Consider the following 17253-nt stretch of genomic DNA (forward strand, 5'->3'; position numbering starts at 1 on the left):
AAACACTCCTAAAATCCAATAAGTACAATTGATGTGAAAAATTAAACTTATTTATTTTTATAATTCGTTGACGTGGAAATACAATCTTGCTATTATATAAAAGTCGTCAAAAACGAATAACATTTTCTTTTCAAAGAAGTAAAAAACATTAACTTAATGTTAAGAAAGTGTAATTTTGACTATTGAAATTAAAAGTAAAACATTATAAGATATTATTTGTTGAAATAATCAATTAAGGTTTTAACTTATAAATTTACAAACAATAAAAATTTAAAAAGTTATTGACACAAGATATTGATTATTGATATAATAAATAAATGTAATTGCTTAAAAATGAACATTGAAAACTGAATGACAATATGTCAACGTTAATTCCAAACAGTAACTTAAATGTTACAAACATTATTTAGTATTATGAGCTAATCAAACATCATAAATTTTTATGGAGAGTTTGATCCTGGCTCAGGATGAACGCTGGCGGCGTGCCTAATACATGCAAGTCGAGCGAACAGATAAGGAGCTTGCTCCTTTGACGTTAGCGGCGGACGGGTGAGTAACACGTGGGTAACCTACCTATAAGACTGGGATAACTTCGGGAAACCGGAGCTAATACCGGATAATATTTCGAACCGCATGGTTCGATAGTGAAAGATGGTTTTGCTATCACTTATAGATGGACCCGCGCCGTATTAGCTAGTTGGTAAGGTAACGGCTTACCAAGGCGACGATACGTAGCCGACCTGAGAGGGTGATCGGCCACACTGGAACTGAGACACGGTCCAGACTCCTACGGGAGGCAGCAGTAGGGAATCTTCCGCAATGGGCGAAAGCCTGACGGAGCAACGCCGCGTGAGTGATGAAGGTCTTCGGATCGTAAAACTCTGTTATTAGGGAAGAACATACGTGTAAGTAACTATGCACGTCTTGACGGTACCTAATCAGAAAGCCACGGCTAACTACGTGCCAGCAGCCGCGGTAATACGTAGGTGGCAAGCGTTATCCGGAATTATTGGGCGTAAAGCGCGCGTAGGCGGTTTTTTAAGTCTGATGTGAAAGCCCACGGCTCAACCGTGGAGGGTCATTGGAAACTGGAAAACTTGAGTGCAGAAGAGGAAAGTGGAATTCCATGTGTAGCGGTGAAATGCGCAGAGATATGGAGGAACACCAGTGGCGAAGGCGACTTTCTGGTCTGTAACTGACGCTGATGTGCGAAAGCGTGGGGATCAAACAGGATTAGATACCCTGGTAGTCCACGCCGTAAACGATGAGTGCTAAGTGTTAGGGGGTTTCCGCCCCTTAGTGCTGCAGCTAACGCATTAAGCACTCCGCCTGGGGAGTACGACCGCAAGGTTGAAACTCAAAGGAATTGACGGGGACCCGCACAAGCGGTGGAGCATGTGGTTTAATTCGAAGCAACGCGAAGAACCTTACCAAATCTTGACATCCTTTGACAACTCTAGAGATAGAGCTTTCCCCTTCGGGGGACAAAGTGACAGGTGGTGCATGGTTGTCGTCAGCTCGTGTCGTGAGATGTTGGGTTAAGTCCCGCAACGAGCGCAACCCTTAAGCTTAGTTGCCATCATTAAGTTGGGCACTCTAAGTTGACTGCCGGTGACAAACCGGAGGAAGGTGGGGATGACGTCAAATCATCATGCCCCTTATGATTTGGGCTACACACGTGCTACAATGGACAATACAAAGGGCAGCGAAACCGCGAGGTCAAGCAAATCCCATAAAGTTGTTCTCAGTTCGGATTGTAGTCTGCAACTCGACTACATGAAGCTGGAATCGCTAGTAATCGTAGATCAGCATGCTACGGTGAATACGTTCCCGGGTCTTGTACACACCGCCCGTCACACCACGAGAGTTTGTAACACCCGAAGCCGGTGGAGTAACCATTTGGAGCTAGCCGTCGAAGGTGGGACAAATGATTGGGGTGAAGTCGTAACAAGGTAGCCGTATCGGAAGGTGCGGCTGGATCACCTCCTTTCTAAGGATATATTCGGAACATCTCGTAGAGATGAGGAATAACGTGACATATTGTATTCAGTTTTGAATGTTTATTTTAAACATTTTGTGATTTAATGGGCCTGTAGCTCAGCTGGTTAGAGCGCACGCCTGATAAGCGTGAGGTCGGTGGTTCGAGTCCACTCAGGCCCACCATTAAACACTTTTAAATAAATATGGGGGCTTAGCTCAGCTGGGAGAGCGCCTGCTTTGCACGCAGGAGGTCAGCGGTTCGATCCCGCTAGTCTCCACCATATCATTTTGTACATTGAAAACTAGATAAGTAAGTAAATTAGATTTTACCAAGCAAAACCGAGTGAATTAGAGTTTTAAAAAAGCTTGAATTCATAAAATATAATCGCTAGTGTTCGAAAGAACACTCACAAGATTAATAACAGGTTTCTTAACATTAGAACTACGTTCTAATATGGTGGAAACATAGATTAAGTTATTAAGGGCGCACGGTGGATGCCTTGGCACTAGAAGCCGACGAAGGACGTTACTAACGACGATATGCTTTGGGTAGCTGTAAGTAAGCGTTGATCCAGAGATTTCCGAATGGGGGAACCCAGCACGAGTTATGTCGTGTTATCGACAAGTGAATTCATAGCTTGTCAGAAGGCAGACCCGGAGAACTGAAACATCTTAGTACCCGGAGGAAGAGAAAGAAAAATCGATTCCCTGAGTAGCGGCGAGCGAAACGGGAAGAGCCCAAACCAATAAGCTTGCTTATTGGGGTTGTAGGACACTCTATACGGAGTTACAAAAGAATATATTAGACGAATCATCTGGAAAGTTGAATCAAAGAAGGTAATAATCCTGTAGTTGAAAATATATTCTCTCTTGAGTGGATCCTGAGTACGACGGAGCACGTGAAATTCCGTCGGAATCTGGGAGGACCATCTCCTAAGGCTAAATACTCTCTAGTGACCGATAGTGAACCAGTACCGTGAGGGAAAGGTGAAAAGTACCCCGGAAGGGGAGTGAAAGAGAACTTGAAACCGTGTGCTTACAAGTAGTCAGAGCCCGTTAATGGGTGATGGCGTGCCTTTTGTAGAATGAACCGGCGAGTTACGATCTGATGCAAGGTTAAGCAGTAAATGTGGAGCCGTAGCGAAAGCGAGTCTGAATAGGGCGTTGAGTATTTGGTCGTAGACCCGAAACCAGGTGATCTACCCATGGTCAGGTTGAAGTTCAGGTAACACTGAATGGAGGACCGAACCGACTTACGTTGAAAAGTGAGCGGATGAACTGTGGGTAGCGGAGAAATTCCAATCGAACCTGGAGATAGCTGGTTCTCTCCGAAATAGCTTTAGGGCTAGCCTCAAGTGATGATTATTGGAGGTAGAGCACTGTTTGGACGAGGGGCCCTTCTCGGGTTACCGAATTCAGACAAACTCCGAATGCCAATTAATTTAACTTGGGAGTCAGAACATGGGTGATAAGGTCCGTGTTCGAAAGGGAAACAGCCCAGACCACCAGCTAAGGTCCCAAAATATATGTTAAGTGGAAAAGGATGTGGCGTTGCCCAGACAACTAGGATGTTGGCTTAGAAGCAGCCATCATTTAAAGAGTGCGTAATAGCTCACTAGTCGAGTGACACTGCGCCGAAAATGTACCGGGGCTAAACATATTACCGAAGCTGTGGATTGTCCGTAGGACAATGGTAGGAGAGCGTTCTAAGGGCGTTGAAGCATGATCGCAAGGACATGTGGAGCGCTTAGAAGTGAGAATGCCGGTGTGAGTAGCGAAAGACGGGTGAGAATCCCGTCCACCGATTGACTAAGGTTTCCAGAGGAAGGCTCGTCCGCTCTGGGTTAGTCGGGTCCTAAGCTGAGGCCGACAGGCGTAGGCGATGGATAACAGGTTGATATTCCTGTACCACCTAGCATCGTTTTAATCGATGGGGGGACGCAGTAGGATAGGCAAAGCGTGCTGTTGGAGTGCACGTCTAAGCAGTGAGATTGAGTGTTAGGCAAATCCGGCACTCTTAAGATTGAGCTGTGATAGGGAGAGGAAATTGTTTCCTCGAGTCGTTGATTTCACACTGCCAAGAAAAGCCTCTAGATAGATAATAGGTGCCCGTACCGCAAACCGACACAGGTAGTCAAGATGAGAATTCTAAGGTGAGCGAGCGAACTCTCGTTAAGGAACTCGGCAAAATGACCCCGTAACTTCGGGAGAAGGGGTGCTCTTTAGGGTGCAAGCCCAGAAGAGCCGCAGTGAATAGGCCCAAGCGACTGTTTATCAAAAACACAGGTCTCTGCTAAACCGTAAGGTGATGTATAGGGGCTGACGCCTGCCCGGTGCTGGAAGGTTAAGAGGAGTGGTTAGCTTCTGCGAAGCTACGAATCGAAGCCCCAGTAAACGGCGGCCGTAACTATAACGGTCCTAAGGTAGCGAAATTCCTTGTCGGGTAAGTTCCGACCCGCACGAAAGGCGTAACGATTTGGGCACTGTCTCAACGAGAGACTCGGTGAAATCATAGTACCTGTGAAGATGCAGGTTACCCGCGACAGGACGGAAAGACCCCGTGGAGCTTTACTGTAGCCTGATATTGAAATTCGGCACAGCTTGTACAGGATAGGTAGGAGCCTTTGAAACGTGAGCGCTAGCTTACGTGGAGGCGCTGGTGGGATACTACCCTAGCTGTGTTGGCTTTCTAACCCGCACCACTTATCGTGGTGGGAGACAGTGTCAGGCGGGCAGTTTGACTGGGGCGGTCGCCTCCTAAAAGGTAACGGAGGCGCTCAAAGGTTCCCTCAGAATGGTTGGAAATCATTCATAGAGTGTAAAGGCATAAGGGAGCTTGACTGCGAGACCTACAAGTCGAGCAGGGTCGAAAGACGGACTTAGTGATCCGGTGGTTCCGCATGGAAGGGCCATCGCTCAACGGATAAAAGCTACCCCGGGGATAACAGGCTTATCTCCCCAAGAGTTTCCCCCCGGGGGGGTTTTGGGCCCCCCCCCGAGGGGCGGTATCGTCCGGGGGGTTGGTCCCCCGGGGTTTGCCCCCAAACGTAGCGCGGGGGAAAAATCTGGGCGGGTTTTCCCCGGGCTAAAAAGAAAAGGAATTCCTTTAAAAAAGGCCCGGGAGGCATAATGGTTTCAGTTGCGGAAGGCCTGGGGCTATGAAAAACAAAGGTAAAATCCAAAAAACCCCCCTCCAGGTTTAAATTGGTTTTGACCCCCAAAGGGGGGGTTAATATTCGAGGGGAACTTTTTGGGGGCAAAATCATAAATTAAACAATTTTTTTAAAATTTTGCGAAAAACAATTTCTTTTTTAAAAAACACCTTTTTTTGGGGACATGGGAGGGCCCCCCCTTTTCCCCCCCCGGGAAAAAAAAAAAATTACCCCTTAAAAATTGGAAACTTCCCAGGTGGACTTTCCAAAAAAAATTGGGGGGAAAACTCACTTAAAACCCCTTTCAAGCAAAGGGGCCGGGGTTCGAACCCGTTTTTTAACCCCTTTAAAATTTTTGGGGCCAGTCATTTGGGAGAAATGACTTTAAAAGGGTTTTTTTGGGTTTAATTTTCCCTGGGGGCCCCCAAGGCCCTTTGCCGGGGTTTGGGGATTTTGACAAACAGATTAATTTTAACCCTTTTGGCCCCGGGGGGGGGGGAAAAAATTGGGTTTTTCCCCCCGGGGGGGGGTTTGTCCCTTTCCCGCTTGCAATATTATTAAAACCCCCTTGCCAAAGGGGGGGATTCACATAATCATTGGTATAAGTGGTTACAACATAACCTAGAATTAGAAGGTTATGATGTGCAATTATTTCACTTAGATGAACGCAAGAATAAATCGATTGATACATGGGTTGCAGAATTAAATCATCAAATCAATATCATATCTTCAGATACCTATTTCATAACTCACGGATATGGTTCAATAGCTACTTTAAAATATATTGAGGGGTTAAATGTAATTCAGCCAATTGCTGGTTTCTTTAGTATTGCTGGTTTTAAAGAAGATGCAGTAGACATCGATCAATCGATTAAAGTAGAACATATACAAATCGATTATAGTGATATTAAAAGTAAGGTGAAGCACTTTTATGGATTAGCGTCTAAAGATGATTCATACGTGTCATATAAAGAAACACTTAAATTAATGGATGAATTAAATGGTAAAACTAAGATAGTAGAAGAGGGTGGACACTTTTTGGAAGAAGAAGGCTTTGTTTCATTTTCAGAGTTACAAGATAAAATGCAAAAGTATATGACTATGTAGTTTATCTACTTTTATATTTTTATATTGCAAAAGCAATAAAAGGATTTAGGAACTAGAATTTTAGTATACAATGAGGAGAGAGTGTTATTGCTAAAGTAATTGTTTAGAAGCTTTTTTAAAATTAAAGTTATACCCAATTCGTATCTTTAATTAGAATTTTTTAAATGTAGCGTTTTTTTACACAAATTACTTTAGAATGGTTATTGACTATATAAGGGTTACTATATATACTAATAAAGTATTCGAAAGGCGACAGTTATTTATTCATTATCGCATTCAAATATAAAGTTTTAATGAATCTAATGTAAAACTTATTTTAAAAAAGTGTTGACATCACTTATTGCAAAGTGATATACTTATCAAGTACTGATTTTTGAGACGTAAAATAATATTAGCGCGGGATGGAGCAGTTCGGTAGCTCGTCGGGCTCATAACCCGAAGGTCGGTGGTTCAAATCCGCCTCCCGCAATACATAGTTTTTAATAGGTCTCGTAGTGTAGCGGTTAACACGCCTGCCTGTCACGCAGGAGATCGCGGGTTCGATTCCCGTCGAGACCGCCATTACTTATTAAGGTTCAGTAGCTCAGTTGGTAGAGCAATGGATTGAAGCTCCATGTGTCGGCAGTTCGACTCTGTCCTGAACCATTCAATCATTTTGGCGGTTGTGGCGAAGTGGTTAACGCATCGGATTGTGGTTCCGACATTCGAGGGTTCGATTCCCTTCAACCGCCCCATAATCGTTTACTACGCGGGTGTAGTTTAATGGCAAAACCTCAGCCTTCCAAGCTGATGTTGTGGGTTCGATTCCCATCACCCGCTCCATCATATTATTCCGCAGTAGCTCAGTGGTAGAGCTATCGGCTGTTAACCGATCGGTCGTAGGTTCGAATCCTACCTGCGGAGCCATGGCTCCTTGGTCAAGCGGTTAAGACACCGCCCTTTCACGGCGGTAACACGGGTTCGAGTCCCGTAGGAGTCATACAAACAGAAGTGAAATATCGCTTCTGTTTTTTTATGTATTATATAACTAATATTGAGGAGAGCTGTCCGAGTCTGGCCGAAGGAGCACGCCTGGAAAGTGTGTAAGCGCCATAAGCGTTTCAAGGGTTCGAATCCCTTGCTCTCCATACGATAAGCCTATTGTATTAGGCTTTCAAGCTAGCAAGTGTCAAAAATGTGTCAAGAAAATAATTCTCTGACACGTTGACCTTGCTTTTTTTATTATTTGTAAGTGGTAATGTATAGACTTAAATCAATTAGAATTTAAGTAAGGAGATAAGAGGATGATATTTATTTTAAAATTAACATTGATTTAATTATATAAAAATATTATAATATATTTAGGTCGACGACAATGCGTGGAACTTATAAAACTAAATACATTGAACACAGTGGCCAGCCCGCTATGAGGCTAGGCAATAATTGAATATCATAGCTAATTAGAGTTTGAAGTGGTAATCATCACTTTAAACTCTTTTTTTATTATTTAATAGTTGAAATGCTTCTTAAAATTTCTATAGTTATACGTTGATGTTATTTAGATATCCTGCTTCTTAAACACAACCAATGCTAACGAACTAAATTATCGTTATAATTATAATGTGTCTAAATGGAGGAATGAACAGTGGATTTTTGGTTAAAAGAACAAAGTATTAAAAATAAAGATAAGGTAGCAGTTACAGATGGAAATCATTCAATTACGTTTAAAGAATTATATGATAAAGCATTTTCAATATCAGAACATCTGCTTTCTTTGAATCTGAATAGAGTAGGTTTATATATTAAGAATGATATGGAGTCTATCGTTCTTATTAACGCTTGTTGGTTAGCTAATGTTGAAATAGCAATGCTAAACACGCGTTTAACAGAAACTGAAATGATAAATCAAATGAATTCTATTAATATAAATACAATATTAACAACACAAACATTTCATTTATCACATTTCAATGTGATACATATATCTGAATTAGAACAATGTCCTAAATGTACCAATGACAAAACATTTGATATTAATCGTATTGCATCAATTATGTTTACATCTGGTACGACAGGTCCTCAAAAAGCAGTTCCACAAACGTTTAAAAATCATTATGCAAGTGCTATGGGGTGTAAAGAAAGTCTCGGGTATGATCAACAGACGAAATGGTTGGCTGTTTTACCGATTTATCATATTTCAGGACTGAGTGTTTTATTACGTTCTATAATCGAGGGCTTTACGGTACGTATACTCGAAAAATATAATACACAAGCGATGTTAACGATTATTAAAGAAGAAGTACCTACACACGTATCTTTAGTACCACAAACGCTTAAATGGCTTATGGATGCTGGATTGAACAGACCATTTTCAATAGAAAAAATATTGCTAGGTGGTGCAAAACTATCATCTACTTTAATCGATGAGGCATTGCAATATAGCTTACCAATATATAATTCATTTGGTATGACTGAAACATGTTCACAGTTCTTAACTGCTAGCCCTGATATGTTAGCACAACGCTATGATACAGTGGGTAAACCTAGCGATAATGTACATGTTCGTATTAAAAATCCTAATAGCGATGGTCATGGAGAACTCCTTATCAAGGGGGACAACGTGATGAATGGTTATCTTTATCCCAAAGGCTTAAAAAATACATTTGAGGATGGTTACTTTAAAACGGGTGATATAGCAGAAATTGATGAGGAAGGATTTGTAATGGTCTATGATCGTCGCAAAGATTTGATCATTAGTGGTGGAGAAAATATTTATCCTTATGAGATAGAGACTATCGCCAAAAAATATCAAGGTATCGATGATGCAGTTTGTGTAGCTCAAGAAGATGAAACATGGGGACAAGTTCCGGTTCTTTATTACGTTTCTGAAAATGAAATATCTGAAAAAGATTTAACAAGCTTTTTACAAATGCACTTAGCCAAATATAAAGTACCAAAAGCTTTGTATAGCGTTGGGCATTTACCATATACATCTACCGGTAAATTACAACGTAATAAAATGATTGATAGAGGATAATAGTATGTTGATAAAAGCAGTCAATTTTTACAAGTACAATGGTAAATTTAAGTCACCCATCTTAACGCCTAAAACTAATATGACTCATAGAAAAGTCCTTATTGTAGCGTTTGTAACTGACGATAACCAATCTTTTTATGGGGAATGCAATGCTTTTGATACCAATTGGTATGATAAAGAAACCATTTCTTCGGTTAAGGCCACGCTAGAGAAATGGGCAAAGCAAATCTTAAATAAGAGATTTAATACGTTTGAAGAGTGGCAACCATATTTAGATTTACTTAATAAACAACCTTCAGCGAGATCAACAGTTGTTATGGCCGTTTATCAAATGTATCATGATTTACCTAGTTTTGAAGTTAATTACGGTGCGACGATTAGTGGATTAACTTCACAGCAACTTGATAATTTAAAAAATACAAAGCCGCAACGTATTAAACTAAAATGGTCGGATCATCTTATTAATGATATTTCGCTTCTGAATAGGCAACTAAAACATGATTATAAATTAGCATTAGACGCGAATGAATCCTTGGATATGATTGATTTTGAAAACATAAAAGAGATAGACAAGCAAGCGATACTTTATATAGAGGAACCGTTTAAAGAATTAGCAAACATAGATAAACTTGAGATTCATACTTATCCAGCAATTGCAATTGATGAAAAGGCAACTGATGAAGCGTCAATATTATCTATTATTGAACGATTTCCAATTAAAGTGGTGGTTATAAAGCCTTTTAGAATTGGTGGCATTGATAATGCACGTTCGCTTATTAAAAAGTTAAAGGCTCAAAATATTAAAATCGTTATTGGTGGCATGTATGAATATGGATTAAGTCGTTATTTCACTGCCTTATTAGCAAAATTAGGGGATTATCCAGGAGATATAACGCCTGAGGGCTACTATTTTGAAGAAGATTTTACGCAAGGTATAGGACAATTAAAAGAGGGCATGATTTCATTCAGCCCTCCTAAAATTGATAAATCTAAATTATTTGATTTCGACTAGTGATGATGATGTTTATCCTTGTCTTCTTTTAAAGGTACAGGATCAAAGCCACCTTTATGAAGTGGATGGCATTTTAAGATACGTCGGAAGCCCATATATCCGCCTTTAAAAGGGCCGTACACTTCTATAGCTTCTCTTGTATATTCTGAACACGTAGGATAAAAACGGCATGTAGGTGGGGTCATTGGTGAAATATAACGCTGATAAATGTGTATAATGCCGAGAAATAATTTTTTAAACATTTTAATCCTCCAACAAGAAGTTTAATTATTAAATAGTTTAACACAAAGAAAGGGGTAGTGAGGAACATGGAGTTTATAGATAAAGATAATAGACGTGTAACAATGCATTATAAAACGGATAAGGATTATCCAAATGGCAACCATGTTTTAGCTATTCCAATTTTTCAGAATCAATTATTATTTACACAACATAAAATTCGAGGTATTGAGTTTCCAGGCGGTAAGGTTGAACACGGAGAATTAAGTAAAGATGCAATTGAAAGAGAATTATATGAAGAAACTGGTGTTATAGCTGCGCATGTGCATTATATAGCACAATATCAAGTACATACGAATGATGCCTCTATTTTCAAAAAAGACGTATATGTAATTAAAGTAAAATCACTAGAAACGAAAAATGATTATTTAGAAACGAGAGGGCCATTGTTGTTTAATGAAATTATGGATATTCCTTTAGAACAACAAAGCTATTTAATTCAAGATGACGCTATTCTAAAATGTTTAGAGAGGGTGGTTGAACTTGGATTCTATCACAACTAAAAAAATGCCAATCGAATCCTATACACATCAGTTTGAAGAAATTACATACACAGTTGATGGATTAAAAGTTAAAGGCTTGCAAATGCGCCCAATACATCGCCATGTTCATAGAATAGTTGTATATTTGCGAGGCGGTAAGGGTCAAGTCGGTCGTGTCCGTGCAGCAAGGTTAATGCAGTTTGCTGATGATCAAACTTTAGTGGTTGGTCCTTATTATAGAGGAAGCAATGGTAGTGAAGGTCGAGATGAATTTGCTAATTCTGATTTAAAAGATGTAACCTACCTTATTAAGCTATTAAAATTGCAGTATCCTAATGCATATGTACATATGATTGGATTCTCAAGAGGAGGAATCCAAGGCCTGTTATCTTTCCAAGATTATCCTGTTGATAGTTATATCATTTGGGGTGGTGTGTCTGATATTCATTTAATGTATGAAGAACGAGTAGATTTAAGAGGGATGCTTCGACGTATGATTGGCCATCCCAAAAAAGATAAAAATGCCTATCAACAACGCGATGCTATTAAAAAAATTAATGAGAACAGTCCACCAATTTTAATTGTACACGGTGGCAAAGATCAACAAGTAGGTATTCATCAAGCATACTTTTTAGAAGAACATTTAAGAGAAAAAGGTGTGGTCTATGATACATTTTATCAACTTGATGAAGGACATGTACCTAGACCAAAGGCTATGACAAAAGCATTAAATTATGTAATGGATTGGATGAATAAAATTGAAGCAAATGAAATAGAAAAAACTTCAAATTCATTTGCACACTCTAAATAGATGTGTTGCTAAAAATTGTTTGAGCATTCGTGGTTAGTACCCAGTGCATAATAGTCGATAAAAGATACCGAGTAGGGGTAAGAGATTTCTTAATTAACTCAATAATTGCAAACTTATTATATAAAAATATTAGGCTTAATAAATGATTAAAATAAAAAACATCATAAAAGCACTCACTAGTGATGAGCTATATACGTCGAGTGAGTGCTTTCTATATTATTAATTAATATTATTTGTTGAATCCGCCTGTATTGGCAATTTCTTCAACTTCTGAACCAAATTTTTTGAAGTTTTCTTCAAAACGTTGGATTAAATCATCTGCTTGAGCACGATATTTATCTTGATCGCTCCAAGCGTTAATAGGGTTTAGGATTGTTTTAGGTACGTCTTCCATTTCTACCGGAATACTCAAGCCAAATTTTTCATCTTTAGTAAATTCAGCATTTTTCAATTTACCGTTAATAGCCTGGTCTACCATATATCGAGTATAGTGTAAGCTAATACGTCTACCTACACCGTATTTACCGCCAGTCCATCCAGTGTTAACTAAATATACATCAACGTCATGTTTATCGATAAGTTCTCCTAATAAATCTGCATATTTAATTGGATTAAGTGGTAGGAATGGTGCGCCAAAGCATGTTGAAAATGATGGTTCTGGTTCAGTTACACCACGTTCTGTACCAGCCAATTTAGAAGTAAAACCACTTAAGAAGTGATACATCGCTTGCGCTTTAGATAATTTTGAAATTGGTGGCAGTACACCAAATGCATCAGCTGTTAAGAAAATAATAGTATTTGGATGTGCAGCTTTAGATGGTAGTACAATATTATCGATATGATGAATTGGATATGCCGCACGCGTATTTTCAGTATGTGTATTATCATCAAAGTCAACTTCGCCACGTTCATCTACTACAGTATTTTCTAAAATAGTACCATATTGAATCGCATTGTAAATTTGTGGTTCTTTCTCTTTAGATAAGTTAATCGCTTTTGCATAACAACCACCTTCAATATTGAAAATACCATTTTTATTCCAGCCATGTTCATCATCACCAATTAATTTACGATCAGGTGATGCAGATAAAGTTGTTTTACCAGTACCAGATAAACCGAAGAATAAGGCAACATCGCCTTTGTCACCAACGTTTGCTGAGCAGTGCATGCTCATAATATCTTGCATAGGTAATAAGTAGTTCATTACTGAGAAGATACCTTTTTTCATTTCACCGGCATATTCAGTACCGCCAATTAAGATGGTTTTATGTTTAAATGAAATAATGACAAATGTTTCAGATTTAGTGCCATCGACTTCTGGATTAGCTTTAAAATGAGGCGCTGATACAATAGTAAAGTTTGCTTTAATTTTAGCAGCTTCTTCTTTTGAACCAGGACGAATAAACATATTTTGTGCAAAAAGGTTATGCCAAGCTAGCTCATTAATAACAGTTAGTTTTAATTGTGAGTCTTTATCACTTCCCGCATAGCCATTAAATACGTACAATTCATCTTTTTTATCGAGGTAATCTAAAACTTTAGTGTAAAGATTTAAGAAAGTTTCTTCATCGATTGGTTGGTTGATCTCACCCCAATGAATATTATCTTTGTAAGAAGGTTCAGTGACGATGAATTTATCTTTAGGTGAACGACCAGTATATTTACCTGTACTTGCATTAATAGCACCTAGTTCAGTTAATTCACCTTCGTTGTTAGCCATTATCTTGTAGTAAAGTTGTGTTGTTGAAAGTTGAAATAATGAGCTCTCTTTTTCTAATAAGTGTTTAAGTTTTGGTGTTTCGCTGTATGTATCTACTGACATACCCAATCCCTCCAGCGTATAATATATAATTATTTAATTGTAAGCCTTTACATTGAAATAGTATAACATACTGGGTTAATTAATCCACCTGGAAAAGACAAAAAAACATTTGAAAACAAAATTGACATTGATAAGTGAATTAGGTAGTATAGTTCTTAACGGATTCTCTTATCCTGAGTGGTGGAGGGACATGGACCCAATGAAACCCAGCAACCTCTTTTTTAATAAAGAAAGGTGCCAAACCGTTTGCAGACAAATATGGTCTGAACGATAAGAGCGAATGGACGTTTAAGAGCCTTCACTCAATCATGTATAGTGTGAAGGCTCTTTTATTTTTGAGCTCACAATTTTAAAGAGAATTTTCGTAAATATAGGTATAAAAAGGAGCAAAACATGACTTATAATAAACGTTTATTTACTTCAGAATCAGTGACAGAAGGGCATCCTGACAAAATCGCTGACCAAGTATCAGATGCCATTTTGGATGAAATATTAAAAGATGATCCAAATGCACGTGTCGCATGTGAAACTACTGTAACTACTGGTATGGCTTTAATTTCTGGTGAAATTTCAACATCTACATATGTAGATATCCCTAAGGTTGTGAGAGAAACAATCAAAGGTATTGGTTATACTCGTGCTAAATTCGGCTATGATTACCAAACGATGGCTGTTTTAACTGCTATTGACGAACAGTCACCTGATATTGCACAAGGCGTAGATAAAGCACTTGAATATAGAAATGATATTTCGGAAGAAGAGATTGAAGCTACTGGTGCTGGAGATCAAGGATTAATGTTTGGTTATGCTACAAATGAAACAGAAACATTTATGCCATTACCAATCTTCTTATCACACCAACTTGCCAAACGTTTATCTGATGTTCGAAAAGATGGCATTTTAGATTATTTACGTCCAGATGGAAAGGTACAAGTTACAGTTGAATACGATGAAGACGATAAACCAAAGCGTATTGATACAATCGTCGTATCTTCTCAACATGCTGATGATGTTGAATTAGAGCAAATTCAAAGTGATATTAAAGAACATGTTATTTACCCAACTGTCCCTCAAGGATTAATTGATGATGATACTAAATTCTTTATTAACCCAACAGGGCGTTTTGTAATTGGTGGACCTCAAGGCGATGCTGGATTAACAGGACGTAAAATTATTGTCGATACTTATGGTGGTTATGCACGTCATGGAGGTGGATGTTTCAGCGGTAAAGATCCAACTAAAGTTGACCGTTCAGCAGCATATGCAGCACGTTACGTAGCTAAAAATATCGTAGCTGCAGGATTAGCTGATCAATGTGAAGTACAATTAGCATATGCAATTGGTGTCGCTGAACCAGTTTCTATTTCTATTGATACATTTAATACTGGTAAAGTATCAGAAGCACAATTAGTTGAAGCAGTAAGAGCGCACTTCGACTTACGTCCAGCCGGTATCATTAAGATGTTAGATTTAAAACACCCAATCTATAAACAAACAGCTGCTTATGGTCATTTTGGTAGAACAGATGTATTATTACCTTGGGAAAAATTAGATAAAGTAAATGTGTTAAAAGATGCTGTCCAAGCTTAATAAACGCTTAAAATAATTTGATGTAATTTATGTCGAAATAATCATCAATTTTTATTATAATTAGAGTTATTGAAAGTATAAAAGGAGCGTTGATTTAATGGATTCATTTGGACCAACCGAAATAGGTTTAGTAGTAGCAATTGTTATTGCTATTATCTGCTTAGCATTATTTTTATTAGCATTAAAAAGTAAAAATAATATTAAACAGAAAACTAAAGAAGAATACGAGCTTAAAGAAAAAGAAATGAGAACCTCTCATGAAGAAGCACTTGAAAAAGAGCGTATTGAAAATAAAAAGCAAGTTACAAAGCAAAAAGAAACATACGAGGCAACTGTAAGTGGTAAAGATCGTGAAATCGATGCCTTAAAGCTTTTCTCTAAAAATAAAAGTGAATATGTTACAGATATGCGCTTAATTGGTATACGTAATCGTTTAGTTAATGAAAAACGTATTAGACCAGAAGATATGCATATCATGGCTAATATCTTCCTCCCAAGTAATGAATTCAATGATATACAACGTATAAGCCATCTTGTTTTAACAAGAACAGGACTATACATCATCGATTCTCAATTACTAAAAGGCCATGTATATAATGGTATTAGTGGTAATCAATTCCAAGAATTACCAATGATGGAACAAGTTTTTAATACATTAGACTTAGATGAGAAATCACCTCAAACGCTTGTACTTGATCAGAATGAGGATAAAACATCATTATCATTTGTTAATTATTCAAATCAGCTTGCTGCAATTGAAAAATTAGCATCAGATTTACAAACTGAGTTAGGTGCTAAATACACACCAACAGCAATATTATACTTCAACCCTAAACATGAGGGCGACGTTACTATTTCAAATTATGCTCAAAGTTCAAGTGTAAAGGTATTAGTAGGACCTGAACAATTGGACGAATTCTTTAACAAATTTGTATTCCATGGACGTATTCAATATAACGTTGATGAATTACAAGAAGTAATGAATAAAATTGAATCATTTAATTAATATTTAATCCGGGACATCATCATGTCTCGGATTTTTAGTATAAATTTATTTTCATGAAAAAATCACATTAAAATTGAATTAACGTTTTTAAGAGGACTATATTTGGGAATAGAGAAATAAATATTAATTTATAAGAAATGAGGTACCTTGTATGGAAACAATTGAATTTTACAACGGTCACACAATGCCAAAGGTAGGACTTGGAACCTTTAAAGTTGAGAATAATGAAGAATGTAAAGAAGCAGTTAAACATGCTATCGTATCTGGTTATCGTAGCATAGATACGGCTAAAGTATATGGTAACGAAGAACAAGTTGGACAAGGTATTAAAGAAGGTTTAGAAGCAACTGGGTTACAACGTAAAGATATATTCGTTACCTCAAAATTATATTTTGAAGATTTTGGACGTGCAAATGTTGCTCAAGCATATCATATGAGTATAAAAAAATTAGGATTAGACTATTTGGATTTATACTTAGTACATTGGCCTGGGGTTAATGAGGCTGTGATGATTGATACGTGGAAAGGTATGGAAGATCTATACAGAGATAATAAAGTGAAAAATATTGGTGTAAGTAATTTCGAGCCAGAGCATTTAGAAGCTTTATTAGCTCAAGTATCGATTAAACCAGTAATAAATCAAGTCGAATTTCATCCGTACTTTACGCAAAGTAAATTACGTAAATATTTAGAGGCACAAAACATTTATATGGAATCTTGGTCACCCTTTATGAATGCTCAAATTTTAGACGATGAGACGCTCAATGCGATAGGAAAAGAAGTAAACAAATCTGCTGCACAAGTCATTATTCGTTGGAATATTCAACATGGTGTCATTGTTATTCCTAAATCGGTAACATCAAGTCGAATTGAAGAAAATATTAATGTATTTGATTTCGAGCTTTCAAATGAACAAATGCAACGAATTGATAACTTAAATAAAGACAAAAGAATCGGTCCTGATCCAAATACATTTGAAGGTCATTAATGAAAGAA

9 protein-coding genes, 10 tRNA genes, 1 rRNA gene, 1 pseudogene, 1 riboswitch and 1 other annotated feature are annotated in these 17253 nt (G+C 38.0%); of the genes and pseudogenes, 19 read left to right on the forward strand and 2 right to left on the reverse strand.

Annotation, left to right across the window (positions count from 1 at the left end; all coding sequences use genetic code 11):
• The first annotated feature begins 439 nt into the window (after positions 1–439).
• The 14 genes and pseudogenes from HYI43_05165 to menC all read left to right on the forward strand — a co-directional run bounded on the left by HYI43_05165 (position 440) and on the right by menC (position 10267).
• Positions 440–1992: ribosomal RNA gene (locus HYI43_05165) — 16S ribosomal RNA — on the forward strand.
• A gap of 94 nt (positions 1993–2086) precedes the next feature.
• Positions 2087–2163, forward strand: a tRNA-Ile gene (locus HYI43_05170).
• A 22-nt stretch (positions 2164–2185) separates the two neighbouring features.
• Positions 2186–2261: transfer RNA gene (locus HYI43_05175), tRNA-Ala, on the forward strand.
• 186 nt (positions 2262–2447) lie between these two features.
• Positions 2448–4947: a sequence feature (possible 23S ribosomal RNA but does not have good blast hits on one or both of the ends), on the forward strand.
• Between the two features lie 755 nt (positions 4948–5702).
• A pseudogene (locus HYI43_05180) lies at positions 5703–6239 on the forward strand (serine hydrolase family protein).
• Between the two features lie 395 nt (positions 6240–6634).
• Positions 6635–6708, forward strand: a tRNA-Met gene (locus HYI43_05185).
• 16 nt (positions 6709–6724) lie between these two features.
• Positions 6725–6800 (forward strand) — tRNA-Asp (locus HYI43_05190).
• An 11-nt stretch (positions 6801–6811) separates the two neighbouring features.
• Positions 6812–6884, forward strand: a tRNA-Phe gene (locus HYI43_05195).
• 13 nt (positions 6885–6897) lie between these two features.
• A tRNA-His gene (locus HYI43_05200) sits at positions 6898–6973 on the forward strand.
• Between the two features lie 14 nt (positions 6974–6987).
• Positions 6988–7061: transfer RNA gene (locus tag HYI43_05205), tRNA-Gly, on the forward strand.
• 9 nt (positions 7062–7070) lie between these two features.
• Positions 7071–7145: transfer RNA gene (locus tag HYI43_05210), tRNA-Asn, on the forward strand.
• A 1-nt stretch (position 7146) separates the two neighbouring features.
• A tRNA-Glu gene (locus tag HYI43_05215) sits at positions 7147–7218 on the forward strand.
• Between the two features lie 58 nt (positions 7219–7276).
• Positions 7277–7366: transfer RNA gene (locus tag HYI43_05220), tRNA-Ser, on the forward strand.
• A gap of 497 nt (positions 7367–7863) precedes the next feature.
• The gene (menE, locus tag HYI43_05225; protein UDI77962.1) at positions 7864–9255 is read left to right on the forward strand and encodes an o-succinylbenzoate--CoA ligase; all 1392 of its coding nucleotides are present in this window, start codon (positions 7864–7866) and stop codon (positions 9253–9255) included.
• A gap of 4 nt (positions 9256–9259) precedes the next feature.
• A complete protein-coding gene (gene menC, locus HYI43_05230; protein UDI77963.1) occupies positions 9260–10267 on the forward strand; it encodes an o-succinylbenzoate synthase in 1008 nt (335 codons plus the stop codon).
• On the opposite strand, the gene yidD is transcribed toward menC, so the two are convergent.
• Positions 10264–10509, reverse strand: a complete 246-nt coding sequence (yidD, locus tag HYI43_05235) for a membrane protein insertion efficiency factor YidD (GenBank protein UDI77964.1) — start codon at positions 10507–10509, stop codon at positions 10264–10266. The genes menC and yidD overlap by 4 nt on opposite strands.
• A 66-nt stretch (positions 10510–10575) precedes the next feature.
• Here yidD and ytkD point away from each other — a divergent pair, with 66 nt between their 5' ends.
• Positions 10576–11049 carry a nucleoside triphosphatase YtkD gene (gene ytkD, locus HYI43_05240; GenBank protein UDI77965.1) on the forward strand — a complete coding sequence of 158 codons (474 nt, stop codon included), beginning with the start codon at positions 10576–10578 and terminating at the stop codon, positions 11047–11049.
• Positions 11030–11839: a S9 family peptidase gene (locus HYI43_05245; GenBank protein ID UDI77966.1), complete on the forward strand. Its 810-nt coding sequence runs from the start codon at positions 11030–11032 to the stop codon at positions 11837–11839. The genes ytkD and HYI43_05245 overlap by 20 nt, the downstream gene beginning before the upstream one ends.
• 229 nt (positions 11840–12068) lie before the next feature.
• On the opposite strand, the gene pckA is transcribed toward HYI43_05245, so the two are convergent.
• Entirely contained in the window at positions 12069–13661 is a 1593-nt protein-coding gene (pckA, locus tag HYI43_05250) for a phosphoenolpyruvate carboxykinase (ATP) (GenBank protein ID UDI77967.1), read from the reverse strand.
• A gap of 165 nt (positions 13662–13826) precedes the next feature.
• A riboswitch (SAM riboswitch) is annotated at positions 13827–13938 on the forward strand.
• 116 nt (positions 13939–14054) lie between these two features.
• On the opposite strand from pckA, the gene HYI43_05255 reads away from it, so the two are divergent.
• The 3 genes from HYI43_05255 (at position 14055) to HYI43_05265 (ending at position 17245) form a co-directional block, all read left to right on the forward strand.
• The gene (locus HYI43_05255; GenBank protein UDI77968.1) at positions 14055–15251 is read left to right on the forward strand and encodes a methionine adenosyltransferase; all 1197 of its coding nucleotides are present in this window, start codon (positions 14055–14057) and stop codon (positions 15249–15251) included.
• 97 nt (positions 15252–15348) lie between these two features.
• Positions 15349–16257, forward strand: coding sequence for an NERD domain-containing protein (locus HYI43_05260; GenBank protein ID UDI77969.1), 909 nt, complete (start codon positions 15349–15351; stop codon positions 16255–16257).
• Positions 16258–16408: 151 nt separating this feature from the next.
• Positions 16409–17245: an aldo/keto reductase gene (locus tag HYI43_05265; GenBank protein UDI77970.1), complete on the forward strand. Its 837-nt coding sequence runs from the start codon at positions 16409–16411 to the stop codon at positions 17243–17245.
• The last annotated feature ends 8 nt before the right edge of the window (positions 17246–17253 follow it).

It is taken from the genome of Staphylococcus taiwanensis (assembly GCA_020544305.1).
In the GTDB taxonomy this organism is placed as follows: Bacteria; Bacillota; Bacilli; order Staphylococcales; family Staphylococcaceae; genus Staphylococcus; species Staphylococcus taiwanensis.

Coding starts and splice junctions, on each gene's coding strand:
- menC (UDI77963.1), top strand. CDS start 9,260: ATGTTGATAAAAGCAGTCAATTTTTACAAGTACAATGGTAAATTTAAG.
- yidD (UDI77964.1), bottom strand. CDS start 10,509: ATGTTTAAAAAATTATTTCTCGGCATTATACACATTTATCAGCGTTAT.
- ytkD (UDI77965.1), top strand. CDS start 10,576: ATGGAGTTTATAGATAAAGATAATAGACGTGTAACAATGCATTATAAA.
- pckA (UDI77967.1), bottom strand. CDS start 13,661: ATGTCAGTAGATACATACAGCGAAACACCAAAACTTAAACACTTATTA.
- HYI43_05255 (UDI77968.1), top strand. CDS start 14,055: ATGACTTATAATAAACGTTTATTTACTTCAGAATCAGTGACAGAAGGG.
- HYI43_05260 (UDI77969.1), top strand. CDS start 15,349: ATGGATTCATTTGGACCAACCGAAATAGGTTTAGTAGTAGCAATTGTT.
- HYI43_05265 (UDI77970.1), top strand. CDS start 16,409: ATGGAAACAATTGAATTTTACAACGGTCACACAATGCCAAAGGTAGGA.